General features: G+C 34.1%; 15 protein-coding genes and 1 other annotated feature. Of the genes, 5 read left to right on the forward strand and 10 right to left on the reverse strand.

From position 1 onward, the window contains the following. Nucleotides 1–401 precede the first annotated feature (401 nt). On the forward strand, nucleotides 402–578 hold the full coding sequence (locus ACERII_RS00655; RefSeq protein WP_373639461.1) for a hypothetical protein: 177 nt from the start codon (nucleotides 402–404) through the stop codon (nucleotides 576–578). A 56-nt stretch (nucleotides 579–634) separates the two neighbouring features. Here the strand turns inward: ACERII_RS00655 and pepF are convergent, their stop codons facing one another. From pepF to mecA, 4 genes are all read right to left on the reverse strand, one after another. Further along, on the reverse strand, nucleotides 635–2,446 hold the full coding sequence (gene pepF / locus ACERII_RS00660) for an oligoendopeptidase F (RefSeq protein WP_373639462.1): 1,812 nt from the start codon (nucleotides 2,444–2,446) through the stop codon (nucleotides 635–637). Nucleotides 2,447–2,572: 126 nt separating this feature from the next. Continuing rightward, the gene (locus tag ACERII_RS00665) at nucleotides 2,573–3,808 is read right to left on the reverse strand and encodes a competence protein CoiA (protein WP_373639463.1); all 1,236 of its coding nucleotides are present in this window, start codon (nucleotides 3,806–3,808) and stop codon (nucleotides 2,573–2,575) included. Between the two features lie 149 nt (nucleotides 3,809–3,957). Further along, nucleotides 3,958–5,472 (reverse strand): cardiolipin synthase, encoded by a 1,515-nt coding sequence (cls, locus tag ACERII_RS00670; protein WP_373639464.1) that lies wholly within the window; start codon nucleotides 5,470–5,472, stop codon nucleotides 3,958–3,960. A gap of 192 nt (nucleotides 5,473–5,664) precedes the next feature. Then, complete coding sequence (gene mecA, locus ACERII_RS00675) at nucleotides 5,665–6,321, reverse strand: adaptor protein MecA (protein ID WP_373639465.1); 657 nt, start codon at nucleotides 6,319–6,321, stop codon at nucleotides 5,665–5,667. A 475-nt stretch (nucleotides 6,322–6,796) separates the two neighbouring features. Here mecA and ACERII_RS00680 point away from each other — a divergent pair, with 475 nt between their 5' ends. Beyond that, nucleotides 6,797–7,486, forward strand: a complete 690-nt coding sequence (locus tag ACERII_RS00680) for a TerC family protein (RefSeq protein ID WP_373639467.1) — start codon at nucleotides 6,797–6,799, stop codon at nucleotides 7,484–7,486. A 108-nt stretch (nucleotides 7,487–7,594) separates the two neighbouring features. Here ACERII_RS00680 and spxA read toward each other — a convergent pair whose 3' ends face one another. The 4 genes from spxA to ACERII_RS00700 form a co-directional block, all read right to left on the reverse strand. Next, nucleotides 7,595–7,996, reverse strand: coding sequence for a transcriptional regulator SpxA (spxA, locus tag ACERII_RS00685; protein ID WP_373639469.1), 402 nt, complete (start codon nucleotides 7,994–7,996; stop codon nucleotides 7,595–7,597). A gap of 407 nt (nucleotides 7,997–8,403) precedes the next feature. Further along, complete coding sequence (locus ACERII_RS00690; RefSeq protein WP_373639470.1) at nucleotides 8,404–8,532, reverse strand: hypothetical protein; 129 nt, start codon at nucleotides 8,530–8,532, stop codon at nucleotides 8,404–8,406. Between the two features lie 34 nt (nucleotides 8,533–8,566). Then, nucleotides 8,567–9,124 carry a GNAT family N-acetyltransferase gene (locus tag ACERII_RS00695; RefSeq protein ID WP_373639471.1) on the reverse strand — a complete coding sequence of 186 codons (558 nt, stop codon included), beginning with the start codon at nucleotides 9,122–9,124 and terminating at the stop codon, nucleotides 8,567–8,569. Nucleotides 9,125–9,408: 284 nt separating this feature from the next. Further along, nucleotides 9,409–10,617 (reverse strand): putative glycoside hydrolase, encoded by a 1,209-nt coding sequence (locus ACERII_RS00700; RefSeq protein WP_373639472.1) that lies wholly within the window; start codon nucleotides 10,615–10,617, stop codon nucleotides 9,409–9,411. A 494-nt stretch (nucleotides 10,618–11,111) separates the two neighbouring features. Between ACERII_RS00700 and ACERII_RS00705 the strand changes: the two genes are divergently transcribed. Both ACERII_RS00705 and ACERII_RS00710 read left to right on the forward strand, forming a co-directional pair. Next, nucleotides 11,112–11,651 (forward strand): HD domain-containing protein, encoded by a 540-nt coding sequence (locus ACERII_RS00705; RefSeq protein WP_373639473.1) that lies wholly within the window; start codon nucleotides 11,112–11,114, stop codon nucleotides 11,649–11,651. A gap of 664 nt (nucleotides 11,652–12,315) precedes the next feature. Next, nucleotides 12,316–13,323 carry a sodium:calcium antiporter gene (locus ACERII_RS00710; RefSeq protein ID WP_373639474.1) on the forward strand — a complete coding sequence of 336 codons (1,008 nt, stop codon included), beginning with the start codon at nucleotides 12,316–12,318 and terminating at the stop codon, nucleotides 13,321–13,323. 92 nt (nucleotides 13,324–13,415) lie between these two features. Here the strand turns inward: ACERII_RS00710 and ACERII_RS00715 are convergent, their stop codons facing one another. Continuing rightward, nucleotides 13,416–13,970, reverse strand: a complete 555-nt coding sequence (locus ACERII_RS00715) for a peroxiredoxin family protein (RefSeq protein WP_373639475.1) — start codon at nucleotides 13,968–13,970, stop codon at nucleotides 13,416–13,418. Nucleotides 13,971–14,442: 472 nt separating this feature from the next. After that, nucleotides 14,443–14,696, forward strand: a binding site (T-box leader). A gap of 52 nt (nucleotides 14,697–14,748) precedes the next feature. On the opposite strand from ACERII_RS00715, the gene trpS reads away from it, so the two are divergent. Continuing rightward, a complete protein-coding gene (gene trpS / locus ACERII_RS00720) occupies nucleotides 14,749–15,735 on the forward strand; it encodes a tryptophan--tRNA ligase (protein ID WP_373639476.1) in 987 nt (328 codons plus the stop codon). A gap of 151 nt (nucleotides 15,736–15,886) precedes the next feature. Here trpS and ACERII_RS00725 read toward each other — a convergent pair whose 3' ends face one another. After that, nucleotides 15,887–16,645 carry a DUF3603 family protein gene (locus ACERII_RS00725; protein ID WP_373639477.1) on the reverse strand — a complete coding sequence of 253 codons (759 nt, stop codon included), beginning with the start codon at nucleotides 16,643–16,645 and terminating at the stop codon, nucleotides 15,887–15,889. Nucleotides 16,646–16,656 lie beyond the last annotated feature (11 nt).

The following is a 16,656-nucleotide window of genomic DNA, read 5'->3' on the forward strand; positions in this document are numbered from 1 at the left end:
TCACAAATTAGACATACACAAATTAATTTTCTAACATTGTCTATTTTCTATTACTCCTGCATACAAGTAAAATATAGGCTTGTAAACACTTAAACGCCAGGGTAGACACCCATGTAAGTGGGTTTTTACTCCATGAAGTATGGAATTTTTTATGAGTATAGTTAGTACTCTTTACATTATATGGAATGAATGGAAGCCCGGAGACTCTGTGGGAAGAAGATCAGAGGCGAGATCCCGGCAGAGCGCTAGCTCAAGGATGGCTTGGCAGCTCCCCTAGGAACGAGAATGGGCTGAAACGAATGGAATAAAAAACCAACAAACTTAGTAATACTACATAAGGTTAACCACCAATTGAACACGTATTTTCAGAGGGTAGACAAAAAAATGAAAGGAAGATAAACATGTTCTTTTTTCTAATTATCGGTTTTATCGGTATTATCGGAAGCTTCTTCTTAGTAATCTTAACAATTTTAGGTATATTCCCGGCATGGATTTCCTTCCCATTACTTTTACTAACTATCTTTCTTACACTCTACCTTCATAACGGTAGGCATCGTTTTAAAGGATTTCGATATTAGAAAAACGACACAAAAAGAGAGTCAAAGGTTAAAAACCATATTGACTCTCCACGAGTTTATTCAGCTAAAAGATTTTCAAGCTCCGTTAATGTTTCTTCAAATACTGTTAAAGCTTGTTTTATCGGTTCTGGCGATGTCATATCTACACCAGCTTTCTTCAGTACCTCAATTGGATAATCAGAGTTTCCAGCTTTTAGAAAATCAACATATCGAGAAACTGCTGGTTCTCCTTCTTCTAATATTTGTTTTGCTAATGCTGTTGCTGCACTATAACCAGTTGCATATTGATATACATAGAAATTGTAATAGAAGTGAGGAATTCTTGCCCATTCCAGTGCAATCTCTTCATCGATAACAATATCATCACCGAAGTATTTCTTATTTAAGTCATAATACAAACTACTTAATAAATCAGGAGTTAATGGCTCACCACTCGCTGCTTTTTGATGAATTAACTGTTCAAACTCCGCAAACATTGTTTGACGGAAAACAGTTCCTCTGAATCCCTCTAAGAAATGGTTTAATAAGTATAAGCGCTTTTGCTTATCTTCGGTTACCTTTAATAAGTGGTCATTTAAGAGAGCTTCATTACAAGTGGATGCGACCTCTGCAACAAAAATAGAATAGTTCGCATACGGATACGGTTGATGTTTTCTAGTATAGTAACTATGAACCGAATGACCAAATTCATGTGCTAGTGTAAATAAATTGTTTACATTATCTTGCCAGTTCATTAAAATATATGGCATTGTTCCATAAGCCCCAGAAGAATATGCACCACTACGTTTTCCGACGTTTTCTTCTACATCTACCCAACGGTTATTAAAACCTTCTTCTACAATAGAAACGTATTCTTTACCTAATGCTTCAACACCTTTTTTCACAAACCCTTTTGCTTCTTCATATGGTATTTTCATATCTACATCTTTTACAAGAGGAGTATATAAATCATACATGTGCAACTCATCTAAGCCAAGCACTTTTTTTCTTAGCTTTACATAACGGTGAAGTAAATGAAGATTATCATTTACAGTGGAAACTAATTGATCATAAACTTCCTCCGGTATGTTGTTATTACTAAGTGCAGCATGTCGTGCTGAATCATAATTTCTAACATTTGCATGAAAGATATTACGTTTTACATTCCCAGTAATCGTACTAGCAAATGTGTTTTTAAAGGCACCGTATGTTTTATAGACAGCTTTAAAGGCGTCCTCTCTTACACGAGGATCTGAACTTTCTAGAAAGCGAATATATCTTCCATGAGTTACTTCTATGTCATTTCCTTCCTCATCTTGAATGGTAGGAAATTTCATATCCGCATTGTTTAACATCCCAAATGTATTAGTAGAGCTTTCCGTTACTTCACTCACTTGAGCTAATAAAGATTCCTCTTTTTCACTAAGTACATGAGGACGCTGAAGATTTAATTTATCTAGCATATGCTTATACAATTGCAAATCAGGATATTCTTTCAAAAATGCATCTATTTTTTCTTGTGGAATAGCCAATAATTCTGGTGTAATATAGGAACCTGCATTTGTCACTTGAGAAAGAAGCTGGCCCGCACGATCATTTAAGCCTTGATAAAAGGAGTTTGTTGTATCTTGATCATAGCGCATATGTGCATATGTATAAAGTCTTCCTAACTTCTTCCCAATTTCATCTTGGAACTGAAGAACATTAAATAACACTTCTCCGGACTCACTTAGTTTTCCACGAAACTCTTTCACTTTTGGTAGCATTTCCTTAATCTCATTAAATTCCTTATCCCACTCAACATCAGTGGAATAAATATCTTCTAAATCCCACGTTAATTCTTTAGGAAGTTCCTCTCTTTTTGGTAAAGCTGATGCTTGGCCTGCCATTTTTTGGCACCTCCATATTTATTCATTTTAGGCTTGTTATATCTTCACATTCATATCATTAACAGCGCCCTTATTTTCATACACTTGTATTATTTCTATGAAATTAGTATTATTCCTTTATTTATTTTAAAATATTTTTTTATGACTATTTCTCCAACCTAATTCTTTTAACTTACATATGACATATTGATCATCATTACTAAGTGTATCTAACTGTTTTTTTAGCTTTATATGACTTTTCACTTTATACACTCCCGAATACATCTTTTCCAATACTCCAAAATAACTTAGAACATCGAAATATTCTAGGATAGTAAATCTAATTAGTTCCCTATCAGGAACTGGTAATCTTCGCAAACAGAATATTCTCCGATCAATCATCAGTCTTATTTTTTCACAAATACTAGTAATTGCTATAGATTTCTGTAATGGAGTTTCGTTAATGATCGTGATGACTATCCAAGATTGCCACCATTGAGGAGGGGACTGAATATAGAAATTGCTCTTAAGAGGAATGTTTGCCAATGCTGGAAAGTAGTTTAGGTTAACTTGATAGTTCTGAAAAATTGTTAGCATATATCTCTCTAACTTATTCATGGATAAATATACTTTAACTCTTTTCTTCTTGGTTTCAGTAATCCAAATGGAATAATAGGAATAAAAATAATCATGTGTGGAAATTTCGAGTTGGAAGTTGTTTAGCTCTAGAAATTGTTTAGGAGATATGAAGAAGGACGCCTTAAATCGTTGAACCATAATTTTTTGACTACTAATATATAAATAGTTTGTTAATACACTCCAAGACGGTTCATCAATATTAATATAAACAGAATGTAATATAGGATAGTTACGTATGAGGAGATTATGAAGGGAAGTAGATGAAGTCAATGTATCTTTTTTTTCCTTCGAAGTTGTGTGCAACCCTATCCAAAAAGGCTCAATACCAAGAGATAAATAACATTTATGACGTTTTACAAATTGTTTTTCATCTATAAAAGAATGCTGAATTTCAAAAGCATAACGTTTATTCTCAATCGTCGCTAACACATCCGCTCGTTGTTTTATCTCCGGGAGATAGCATTCAATGGAACTTGAATAACCATGATCAGTCAACCAGCGATTGAGTAGTATTTTTGCCTTTATATGAGCTTCTGTTTCTCCACCTCGAGAATATTCACATGAACTTGATGGTTTGTGAGCAAAATGCCAAGTCTGAATACTTCCTAATTTGAGAATTACTTCCTCTTTACATAGAGGACAAAAGTAAAGATTAGTATTCCTATCAATCATTAAGTCAATTTTTGACCATTTTGTATGAATCAGGGATATTTCTGTTCCATTTTCTCTTTTCGCAATAAACAAACATGATTCCTCCTTTAGTATATCTAATTATTATATAAAGTGTCAGGGAAAGATGATAGTGATGGCTGCACTCGTCGCCGCATGCTCGCTATGAGAAACTTCATTCATAACGAGCTTTCAAAAAGAGTTCGGTGACTACAACCATTTCTTTATAAGAGAGGGGACAATAAGCGAGAGGTTGACTCGATTAATTTATGTGTGAAGGATCGCTTCTTAAAAACATCAGGTCGTATGATGGTAGAATGCTCCATATCAAAAATAAAATCACTTACCAGCTTCTCCACACTTCTTGTTTGATACAGGAACGCATTTGCTTCAAAATTCAAATGAAAACTTCTCATATCCATATTCGCTGTACCTATAGATGCAATCTCGTGATCTACAATGATGATTTTACTATGCATAAAGCCACGGTGATATTCATAAATTTTGACTCCTGCATCTAATAGTTCTGGAAAATAGGATCTCGATGCATAGAACACAATTCGTTTGTCAGGTCGACTTGGAACTAACAATCGAACATCAACACCACTTAGTGAAGCTATTTTTAATGCACTTAAGATATCATCATCAGGAATAAAATAGGGAGAAGCTATCCAGATCGATTTTTTTGATGATGTTATCATCGTAAAGAATAACTTCTTAATGATTTCCCAACGAGTATCAGGACCACTAGCAATCATTTGAACACCACCATCATCAAACGATTTTGGCAGTAGATTGGGAGATAAATAGCTTTGCTTTAAGAATGTTTCTGATGTTGCATAATACCAATCTCGCAAAAAAAATAATTGGAGACTTCGAATAGCCTCTCCTTGAACAAAAAGATGGGTATCACGCCAGTGACCAAAATATCTATTTTTCCCTAGATACTCATCTCCAATATTAAGGCCGCCTATAAATGCATATTTCGTATCCACTACTATGATCTTCCTATGATTTCGATAGTTAATTCTATGATTAAATAAGGGAATTTTAACAGGAGAAAACGGAACCATTTGTACTCCTGCATCCCTTAATTGTTGGATATATTGCTTGCTAAGTTTCCAGCTTCCCACAGAGTCATATAAAAAACGAATAACAACCCCTTCTTTTGCTTTTTCAATTAATATTTCCTTTATCTCATTACCTAGTTGATCATCTCTGACTATGTAGTATTCCATGTGTATATGATCTGTTGCCTTTATTAAGGCCGCTTTTATATATGTAAATGTTTCTTTTCCATCTGTTAAAACTTTTGTTTCTGTCTGAAAAGAAATCGGGTTATTTCCTAATTTATGGGCTAATCGAAACAGTTTTTGCTGATGATCCGACATCTCTTGTACTTTTGACTCATCTAACGGACGGTTTCCTTCAATACTATGAAAGGCTTGTTCATCTACTATTGCTTTTTCTTTAAATGATTTATGTTTCCTTCTATTTTGACCAAACATTAAGTAAAAAAAGAAACCAACAATAGGAAACATACCTAATAAAATTAGCCAAGTAAGCGTCTTTGAGGGGTTTCTATTCTCCAAAAATATAACAATTCCAATAAAAAAAGCAGATAAAGAAAAGAATGCACTTATAACACCAACAAACCAATTTTCCCAAAAATCATTCGTTAAGAATAAAATGATGATGAGTATGGCAAGAAATACAATAATCTGTAAACGTTTTAGCATATACACTCTCCTTTTCTATCTTTATGGAGTATTATGTATGAGCAAGATTCCCCTTCTAATTACCAATATAACCTAATAATAATACATGTCAATTATTTTCATATTTTTGTGTTATATACCCTGAATAATAATAATAAAAAAACGCACGATGTTCCAATTTGAACTAGTGCGTTTTTTATCTAAAGATTATTGTTAAGAAAAGTTAGAACGTATCTCATCTAAAACATTACTTTCAATAATTTGCTTCCCATACTCTGAAATTCTGTGAATGGTTACATCTGATTCATATCCAAATTCAAGCATACGACTTAACAAATTATCCTGCTCTTCATCACTATATTGTTCATCCAATGTCACATATATATAATAAGTTCCTTCAAAGCTATAGAGACTCGTAACTACCTCTTCATCGAAAGAATGACTCAATGAAATAATATCCTCGAAGTCTTTAAATCCTATTACTACACTTAAAGAGTGATCTTTAACAACCTCTGTATCTTTGCTACCAACAAATTGACTATCAAGCATATCTACAATGTTGTCATCCACTGGCATCTCATCCTTTTCTTCATCATCAAAAGGAATCTCCAACTTCACATTTCCATCACTCATTTGTCCACGAGTTACAATGATTTCAAGGCCTTTTTCTAACGCGTGCACTTGTACCCATAGTGGTCCATTTAATTCAAAATTCTCTTGATCATTTGCTTCGCTCATCATTTCAAAGAATAACTCTTCGCCACGGTCACGGTTATACCAAATTTCATCTTTATTAAAGCCGCGACGTTCCATGTCGTGGTACGTAATATAAAACTTTACAGTTGTATCATTAATTCTTTCAATATCCATAATGTTCTCACCCTTTCTTGCGAGTTTCGTCTCAATTGAGAACAACAGCTCTTTCTTAGGAAGTCAAAAAGTCAGATTTCTAGCAATTCATAAAATTGACGCTTCCATACTATCATTTGATTGCGGAAGCATGACTGGTTCAATCTTCTCTGTTCTTTTTGGCCTCCTTTGAACATATTTTTATGAGTATTTATTACCCATATCTCTTAAAAGTAAACTTCAGATAAAACTTATCTACATTTTAAAGCATTGCTACATGAAAAGAAATAGTTAATCTATTTTTAATAACTATAATTTCTTTCTGTTAAATATGACAATAAATCAGGAAGATGTTCTTAATTGGCTAAGGCTTGTATATATATTATTAGAGTAAGGCAATGGACAGGTTCACTAGCAAAGAAAGGAAATTCCTTGTCTTCATAAAAAGTATAACCTTTACTCTATTCTAATTGTAATACCAAGGAGGAATCAACCTTTGAGCTCAGAATTTCTTATTTCTCTTTTTACCATTATTGGAATTGATATTATTCTAGGTGGTGACAACGCTATTGTCGTCGCCCTCGCTTGTAGACAACTACCTCCACATTTAAGGAATAAGGCTATTATAGCTGGTATATTACTAGCAATCGCCGCAAGAGGTATTTTAACTATCATTGCTGTGCAACTATTAGCAATTCCTTATCTAATGTCTATTGGTGGCATACTTCTTCTCTGGATTGCATATCGATTATTAACTGTCACAGAAGACGAGCACAATATATCCGGAGAAGGAAAGATTAGTGATGCAATCAAAACAATTGTAATTGCTGATGTTGTAATGGGATTCGATAATGTTTTAGCTGTTGCTGGAGCAGCAAATGGTAACACCGCTTTAGTCCTAATCGGATTACTTGTTTCTGTTCCAATAATCATTTGGGGAAGTAAACTTATTCTATTTTTAATGAATAAGTACTCTTTTATCATTTATATTGGTGCAGGTATCCTTGTTTATACTTCAAGTAACATGATGTTACATGAAGTAAAGATCATGGAATTTATTAACGATATTGGACTCACAAAAACAAGTTTTACAATATTACTAGTATTATTCGTGTTATTTGGTGGTTGGCTTTATAATCATATTAAAGGAATACAATGGTTTCATACTTTTAGAAATCGAAGCTAACGTGTTTTACTCACTCTTTCATGAATGAATCTGATAAATATTTTGGCTATACTATTAAGAAAGAAAAGAAACATGCCCTCTACTATATTCTGTAGAAGGCATGTTTTATTATTCGTTAACTAACTTTCTCGTAGCTTCCTGAAGTTGAAATGTGCGCACTTTTCTCGGCAAGAACCTACGAATTTCTGCTTCGTTATAGCCTACTTGAATACGCTTTTCATCCATTATAATAGGTCGTCTTAAAAGACCAGGGTGGTCACTTATGAGCTGGAATAGCTGTTGAAGTGGCATAGAATCAAGTTCTACCTCTAAGTCTTGAAATACTTTAGAACGAGTTGAGATAATTTCATCAGTTCCATCCTCCGTCATTCTAACAACCTCTTTCACTTCATCAACAGAAAGTGGTTCTGAAAAAATATTACGTTCTACAAAATTAATATCGTTATCTTGTAGCCAAGCTTTTGCTTTTCGGCATGATGTACAGCTAGGTGATGTAAATAGTGTTACCATGTATTTCGTTCTCCCTTCTCTTTATTATCAAATTTAATAAGAAGTTATATGTGAAATCAAATGTTATTCTCTAGTTACAATTTCTATTATACTATAATTATTATAATTTGAGTAGATGATTTTCAAAATAAAATAGTAACAAAAACCTCAAACTATTTTATAATCCTTTGTATTTATACCCCAAATCTAAACAGATAAAACCTAATTTTTTTATGTTTTCACTACTTTTTTTTGCTATTTAGTACCTTATATACGATTAGGTAGAAAAAAGGTTTCACTTATTTAACAAATAACTATTTTCATTTAGACCAACCAATTATCATTAAGCTAATTTTACGATGTACTGTATGTATAATGTAATGGTGTGTTAAAACATCTACTGTATGATTGTTTTAACACACCTTTTTTTACGCAATTGTTTTCCAATTTGAGACTGGGCCACGTTTCGGTACTTTGTTTACTTCATCCCATTTTCGTTTCAATAAATCCTTCCACAAATCCTTTTTAAGTTTTTTTCTTTTCTTACTTCCTTTCATTGCACACACTCCTTTCTGTGCGTTGAAAAAATTTTTATAGGGAAGGTGCTTTTTCTTCATCAAAGGTAAGCACTTGTTCCGCCGGTTCATATGGTTCACCGTACAATTGAACATCTTTGTACGTATGAATTGTTTCATACGTATGACGCATTTTTTCATAAATACTTTCTTCTGCTTCATCAAATGGTGACCAATAAAGTATTTCCATTTCATTTATTTTACCAGTCTCTAATGAGCGCCTGCGGTACCCAATTGACCTTGCGTGTTTAAATCCTTCTCTTTCGTAAAACCTTTGACGCTTTTCTGTATCTGTATCATCATAATCAACTGGTTCTACCTCTAAAATTATAGGCTTTCCTTTACTTTTAAGATTATCAATTAGTTTTTTCCCTAAGCCTTGTCCTCGCGCAGCTTTAGAAACAAACAGGTAATCAATAAAAACGAAATCATCCATCTCAATATACATCAAGACGTGATTTGGCCCTTCGTCTTTTTTATATTCTTGTTTTTCTTTTAACAAAAGCTCTATATGCTCTTTTGATTTCATTTCTTCAATAGGAAAATATTGATTCAATTTTTCATACCAATTCATGAATGTTGAACCTCCATTAAATGTTCACCTTTAAGCATTATTTATTTGGTTCTTACATATATTATATGCTATTAACTAAAATTGATAAATAAGCTTCCTGCCTGTTTATCCTTAATTTTCATTTGATGAGTCGTTAAGAGTGACGGATTTAACTTCCTACCTTACAATTTCTTCACTAACCTAATTAATCCTTTATTTTTCAGCCGAAAAAAATACCCTTCTCATAACAGGGTTCTTTGCAATACCTAAAAACGACCAGAACTAATCTGATCGTTTTCAATACTTTAAGGGTTTAGATAATCTACACCACGAGTATATCGATTTCCTGCATTCCAAAGAAGAAATTCATGAATATCATTTTCATATAAAGCGCGAATTTGTGCTTCTACTTCATTAACACCGTAAGGTATATAATTCCCTGTACCTAAGTAGGAAGCTGTAAAATCTTGAATCCACGGTCGTGATGTTGGAGGAGTTTCTAATGCACCTAAAACTTCATTTTCTACTTTTGCATATTCAGTGACTAACTCATATGGGTATAGGTCAGGCTTATCGATTCCAAAATAAGGTGTCCAATGACTTGGGTAAATCATCGAAGAAATTACATCTACGTTTTCTGAAATACGAGAAAAGTTCTGTCCAATGCCTGGTGCTTCAGAAATTGTTGCTGCATATCCAAATATGTCTACAGAAACATCCACGTTATATGGCTCTAATTTTTCTCTGGCATGTGCAACGAAGTCAGTTACTGCATCTACACGCTTTTTAACATTATCGTCTCCATCTGTATAGTTTCCAACTTGGTAGTCCAAAATTTCATCTCTACGTTCAAAGCCCTCTGGAAAACGAACATAGTCGAATTGAATCTCTCTGAATCCCATTTGAGCTGCTTTTTCAGCAATAGCGATGTTATATTCCCACACTTCTTCTAAGAATGGATTAACAAACGCTTCTCCTCGACGATTCACCCAAACTTGACCATTTTCTTTGAAGGATAAATCTGGACGTTCTTTTGCTAAAACGGAATCTTTAAATACAACAATTCGAGCAATTGGATAAATTTCTTTTTCTTCTAAAGTACGCATCATTTCTTCTGGGTCACGTATCCAGTTCTGAGATATATCATAAAAAGGCGAATCCTCATCTGGACGGAATGTGAGATGACCATGGTCATCCTTTATATCAATTACCATGGAATTTAATGCAGTTGTTTCTAACAACTCTAATAATTCACCAAATCGAGAATGATTTACCGTGTGACCTGTTACATATATACCCCTAACTGCATCTGGATAGTGAAAAGTATATCCTGAATCAAATACAAATCGAGCTATTGTTTCTGGCCAAGTTTTTTCAATAACACGATCCATTTTTTCTAAGTGTACACTGGCTTGTAATACTTCCTCCCCATCTTCTGCATTAGCGTAACTCTGCGAAACACCTAACAAGAAGACTGTAAAGATGGCAATTGTAATCGTTCTAATTTTCCCCAATTTTATTCACAACCTTTTCTCTTACTGTCTTTTCTTAAGTTGCATTCTTTACTTAACAATTATGCTGGTAATAGAGATACGGACTGATAATCTTGTCCATTTAAATAAAATATAGCCAATCACTTTCCAATTTGATGTTCTTGGTTCTAATTATACAATGTTACTTACCAAACACCAATATGAATTTTAATTAAATTGCATATTATATTTATCTTCCTCCTTTAAATAAAGTATGTTCCATTATAATGCTTTCCCTGAATTTATCTTTTTTAAATGATATGATAAAACGTCATAATAAATGATGTGGAACCATAAGAAACAAGAAATTATTATAAGTCTGTACTTGAAATACCTTTTATGAAAAACACGAAAGTAATCAGGAACTTATCATTTATCCTATAAGTTTTCCACACAAAAAATATTGACTATACAATAAATCAATAGTATAATATTGAACAATATACATTTTTAAGATTTTAGGGGAGGAGATATAAATGGAACGCGTCACTCTGTTGGATATTTTTCATCACCCTATTGCGCAAAAGTACGTGAAACGATCTGGTCTTGCTCATGCTATTTCCACTGCTAAAATTGCCTATGAATATGCTGTAAATCGGAATGTAAACCCAGATTTAGCTGCAAAAGCTGCATTTTTACATGACATTGGACATTTCAGGTGGTACAAAAATGGTAGTTGGGATTACAGTCAATATCAAGAGAATGATATTCATGCCATAAAAGGAGCCGAAAGAGCACATAAACTATTAGTTCGATTAGGCGAGGATAGAGTAAACGCAAAAAAAATTGCATTAGCTATTTTGCTGCATACAGACTCCTATTTACCTGATGGAAATTTAAAGTTAGAACCCTTACAAGAAGTCGTTGCACTAGCTGATAAAGCTGATGAAGAACCAGGCGGATCTCATCATTATAAAGTAATCTCAGACGAAAATGCCATTAAGCAATTAAAAGAGTTAGATAGAAAGATAGATAAATTAAATATGATGCAGAGCAATGGTCAACCAGCCTCATAGATGGGTAATCTTTTATACCCCCTATGAGTTTTTTATTTATATTTATAGACAAAATTCTTCGTACTCACTACATATTATTACGCTGAAGTTCACACACAGACCTTCTTCAAGTGAAAATATACATAATGGCAAATAGCAAAAGCGCAAGGCGCCCACTCAGGACCGAAATGCAAATGTTCTGGACGGTAAAAAGCGCTTTTTACTTTTTAATCGGCCAGGTTATTTGACACGAGGTCCTGGCGCCTGGAACTAGACACCTTTCTAAGTTCATAAGAATTTTATAAATTCTTATCCCTCGAAAAAACATTACTTACGTAGGTGGTACTTATAGGAGGCTCGGTGCTCCCAACGGGAAAGGAAGTGGGCAGTAGTGATATTTCCAGGGTAGATCATTACAATAAATTGTAATTTTTTTACATTGCCAAATATATAATTAGATGATAGATTAGTATTAATAACAGAATAAACCTTTTCTAAAAAGGGGAGTAGCGACCAACGGTTAATGAATCGTCACTTCGGCGGGGAACAATTCGCTCGGTTCATTAAGCTTTGTGCAAATAACAAAGTACGCAAGACCTTTTTATGAAATGTTTTCTCAGGATAATTTGAGGTGCATTTCATAAAAAGGTCTATTTTTGTGTCTATAATAAAGGAGAAGATGACTATGATGTATTTTTTATTTATTTTCGCAGCAATAATTACTGTATTTTCTGCTATAAAACTATCTACCTATGCAGACGTATTAAGTGAACGAACCTCTTTAGGAGGTTTAATGGTTGGTACTTTACTACTTGCTGGTGCAACATCATTACCAGAAGTAACAACTAGTGCCACCGCTATTTTTGTAAATAACCCTGACATAGCCATAGGAAACGTTCTAGGAAGTAATTTGTTTAATCTACTAATTTTAGCTGTCGTCGATCTCCTGTACCGCAAAAAGAAAATGATGACACAAATTAATAAAGACCACTTATATACCGGTCTTCTTGGTATTGGGTTATCTGGTCTTGTATTTGTTACTATTTTACTTCCCTCTGGAATAACAATATTAGGAATAGGAATCGAATCCTATCTTTTGGTTATCTTTTATATTGCAGGGATGAAATTCATATCATCTCAAACAACAAGTGTGGAAGAAGTAACCGCAGCTACTGCTGAGATAGAAGACATAAAAGAAATGCATCATACCGGAGCAATTTCATTGCGAAGAGCAAAATTTGGGTTTGGTATCGCTGCGTTCATAATCTTTATCTCCGGTTCCTTATTAACCATTTCTGGTGATGCTATAGCAGCTTCCACAGGAATAAGCTCTAGTTTTATCGGCAGTTTCCTAATAGCTGGCGCAACTTCTCTTCCTGAGTTAGTTACCGTCATTGTTGCTATTCAGCTTCGAAATTTTAATCTTGCAGTTGGAAATATTCTAGGTAGTAATATTTTTAATATGATGATTATCGTGTTAGTAGACATTCTATATAGAAACGGAAGTATTCTTTCTGCTACAAACCCAGTATCAGCAGTAACAGCAGGAGCTGTTCTTGTTTTATATATTATCGTTCTTGTTGGTATCATCGTTTGGCAAATGAAAGTTAGCTCTAAGCAGGGGTATACAATCCCTTCTGCACTACTAGTAGTAGTATATTTTTTATCAAGCTATTTCATTTTTACTCTATAATACAAAGGCCTTCGCAATACAATTGCGAAGGTCTCTCATATTACTAATCGACTGTATGTAGAGTTTGTTTAGTTAAAAGATACAATTACTTATTACTTAAAGAAGTTATCATTTACAATATCTTCCACTGACACTAGGTTATGAAATCTTTTTTCAATAACACCTGCTTCATTTATCAACAGACCTGTAGGAATACCAAAAACATGGTATAAGTCTTGAACATGTCCTGCACCATCCAATAGAACATTAGCATTTTCTAACATAATGTATTTTACATATTCCCCTACATCTGATTTCTTCCTCTCTTCTTTCGATAGGTTTACAGCAATTATATTAATATTATCAATAAAACCTTCTTTTTGTGCAATCTCTAGTTGCTCCCATTGTTCGGAGCAGACCTGGCACCAAGTTGTAAAAAAGAACATGAATACTTTTTCACCATCAAAATCATCTAGTGATACTTCTTCTCCTTCCGTTGATTGTAGAGAAAATGAAATAGCCTTTTCACCTTGCTCCACTCCCTCAGAAACCTCTGTCATCGCTCGTTGTGAAATGGCAAACTCATGATTTGACTTTATATAAAAGGCTCCTGCGATAAATAAGATAAAACAAAGTAAGCCTGCTTGTAATCTATGTCTACTTACCATGATGAACACCCCCTTCTACAACATCGTATGTACAAGTTAGGCAATCCATGACGACAATGTTTACTTATGACCCTCTTATTTTTTTTGTGCTGTTTAACATTGCTTTTGATTTTTAATTTTAATAATAGAGTTAATTTTCAATCCTCCATGAAAGTGAAAATTGCACCATGTAGAATGAAAATACGTAATTAGAAATTTTAGTAACATCAACTATATATGGAATGATCTTAAGCCAGCGAGACTAGTGGGACGCAGAGCAGGGGCAAGACCCCGCAGAGCGCTTGCGCTTGAGGAAGGATCGGCAACTTCCCACAGGAACGCGAGCAGGCGCTTGAGCGAATGGAATACAAACCATCAAAGTTAGTATTACTAGATAGTCTGATATTCGGATTTTCAGGCTAGACATAAAAATATAATAAATACATTTGCATCCACGGAATAAACATCGTATAATAAGAGTCAAATTTATACATTCATGGCGATGATAAAGAAGAGTACTTTTCCACAAGCATTTTCAGAGAGTCTGCGTACGCTGGGAGCAGATATTGCATGGATTAGGAATGGGCTTTTGAGCCATCAAGCTGAACCGTATTACTTAGTAGGCTTCGACGTATTTCAAACGTTACATTGAAACCCCTTCCCATTCAATACTATATGGCGAGGGAATTGAGTGATTTCATTTTATTGAAATAACCAGGGTGGTAACACGGTCCATTCGTCCCTATTTAAGGGTACGAGTGGGCTTTTTTATATTCTATGAAGGGTAGGAAAAAAAAAAATGAAAACAATTTTTTCAGGAATTCAACCGAGCGGTACATTAACATTAGGTAATTATCTAGGAGCTATGAAACACTTTGTTGAACTTCAAGAAGATAATCATTGCTATTTCTGTATTGTTGATCAACATGCAATTACGGTTCCGCAAGAAAAACAAAAGCTACGAGATAATATTCGAAGCTTAGCAGCTCTTTATTTGGCAGTGGGAATCGATCCTAATAAATCGACATTGTTCATCCAATCAGAAGTGCCAGCACACGCTCAGTTAGGTTGGATCATGCAATGTGTTAGTTATATTGGAGAATTAGAGCGAATGACACAGTTTAAAGATAAATCTGAAGGAAAAGATGCAGTTTCCTCTGCCCTTTTGACCTATCCTCCATTAATGGCAGCTGATATTTTATTATATAAAACTGATATCGTACCTGTTGGTGAGGATCAAAAACAGCATTTAGAATTAACGAGGGATTTAGCCGAACGTTTTAATAAAAAATACAATGATATTTTTACCATCCCAGAAGTTCGTATTCCAAAAGTAGGAGCTCGTATTATGTCTCTTACGGAACCTACGAAAAAAATGAGTAAATCGAACCCTAATCCAAAAAGCTATATCTCCATGCTCGATGATGAAAAACAACTAGTTAAAAAAATAAAGAGTGCAGTTACTGATTCAGATAATGAAGTTCGATATGATAAAGAAAACAAACCTGGGGTATCCAACCTTTTAACGATTCACTCACTATGTACAGGAGAGTCTATTGAAGAACTTGTGGAAAAATATGCAGGAAAAGGGTATGGAGATTTTAAAGCTGGTGTGGCAGAGGCTGTTGTTTCTACTCTTAAACCAATTCAAGAACGATATCACCAACTCATTTCTTCAGAAGAATTAGATGAAATTTTAGATCTTGGTGCTGAAAAAGCAAATAAAGCTGCAACAAAAATGTTGCGCAAAGCTGAAAAAGCATTAGGCTTAGGAAGAAAGAGATAATTTCTCTATGTACTAACAAGTTGGGGAACTATAGTTTCCCAACTTGTTGGATATATATATCAAGACAGGAAAAAACTTATACACCCTCTAGGTAGTAATAGAAGATGCATAAGTTAGGCTAACTTTGTAATTTATTTATGTAAGTTGTTACCTATCTTACATTTTTCTTTTCTGCTTCACCATGATGTAACTCCCACAACTTTTCAAAGAAAGGTTGTCCTTTTATCATCGTAAAGCAATAATCTTCATGTTTTTTAGTCCATCCAAATTTAATTTCATTAAATAGACTTACCCAGGCTTCTTCACTGTCCATTGCTTGAATTTGCGCATACTTATCTGGCGCCCATTCTGTGTACCAATAGCGAATTTCTGCCACATCAGCATCATGATGTAGTTGGTCCATAGCCATAAACAATAACTGCTTTAACTGACGCTCTTTTCGAATCAATCCATTCATTAGTGATGGCTCAGGAGATAATATATGGTACTGCTTTTCACAATCTAAATAATCCATATAATATTCTCTTATATGCTCTGATTCAACAAGGTTTAGCAATTGTTCTTCCTGACGTGGTACTAACCTACTTTTTCTAACAGGTGTATGATATCCAATAGTATCTACTACTAAGGATCTCCTTCCGTCCGTTGCTAAAAAACAATATTCTAGTTCAATGCGCTGACTTTTACGACGGACAAAACTCTGTCGATAAACATCAGCTAACAACTCTTCAGGTAACTCTTGCAACGTATTTTCAATATAATCAAACAAATTTTCTCTCATTTTAATAACAGCTACCTGATCTAATAGTTCAATTCGATCTTCTTTTCTCCATTCATAAAACTCACAAACGTTGTATCCGTTTTCTTCACCTTCAAACCAATTTACCCATACATCCCGCATATGGAGCATTGATAAAAACC

The organism is Evansella sp. AB-rgal1 (assembly GCF_041820985.1).
Lineage (GTDB): Bacteria > Bacillota > Bacilli > Bacillales > Salisediminibacteriaceae > Evansella.

Excerpts from the sequence above, each read along its gene's own strand:
- ACERII_RS00725 (WP_373639477.1), bottom strand. The coding sequence starts at position 16,645 with ATGCTCCATATGCGGGATGTATGGGTAAATTGGTTTGAAGGTGAAGAA.
- ACERII_RS00715 (WP_373639475.1), bottom strand. The coding sequence starts at position 13,970 with ATGGTAAGTAGACATAGATTACAAGCAGGCTTACTTTGTTTTATCTTA.
- mecA (WP_373639465.1), bottom strand. The coding sequence starts at position 6,321 with ATGGATATTGAAAGAATTAATGATACAACTGTAAAGTTTTATATTACG.
- ACERII_RS00695 (WP_373639471.1), bottom strand. The coding sequence starts at position 9,124 with ATGAATTGGTATGAAAAATTGAATCAATATTTTCCTATTGAAGAAATG.
- ACERII_RS00705 (WP_373639473.1), top strand. The coding sequence starts at position 11,112 with ATGGAACGCGTCACTCTGTTGGATATTTTTCATCACCCTATTGCGCAA.
- pepF (WP_373639462.1), bottom strand. The coding sequence starts at position 2,446 with ATGGCAGGCCAAGCATCAGCTTTACCAAAAAGAGAGGAACTTCCTAAA.
- trpS (WP_373639476.1), top strand. The coding sequence starts at position 14,749 with ATGAAAACAATTTTTTCAGGAATTCAACCGAGCGGTACATTAACATTA.
- ACERII_RS00655 (WP_373639461.1), top strand. The coding sequence starts at position 402 with ATGTTCTTTTTTCTAATTATCGGTTTTATCGGTATTATCGGAAGCTTC.
- ACERII_RS00710 (WP_373639474.1), top strand. The coding sequence starts at position 12,316 with ATGATGTATTTTTTATTTATTTTCGCAGCAATAATTACTGTATTTTCT.
- ACERII_RS00690 (WP_373639470.1), bottom strand. The coding sequence starts at position 8,532 with ATGAAAGGAAGTAAGAAAAGAAAAAAACTTAAAAAGGATTTGTGGAAG.
- spxA (WP_373639469.1), bottom strand. The coding sequence starts at position 7,996 with ATGGTAACACTATTTACATCACCTAGCTGTACATCATGCCGAAAAGCA.
- cls (WP_373639464.1), bottom strand. The coding sequence starts at position 5,472 with ATGCTAAAACGTTTACAGATTATTGTATTTCTTGCCATACTCATCATC.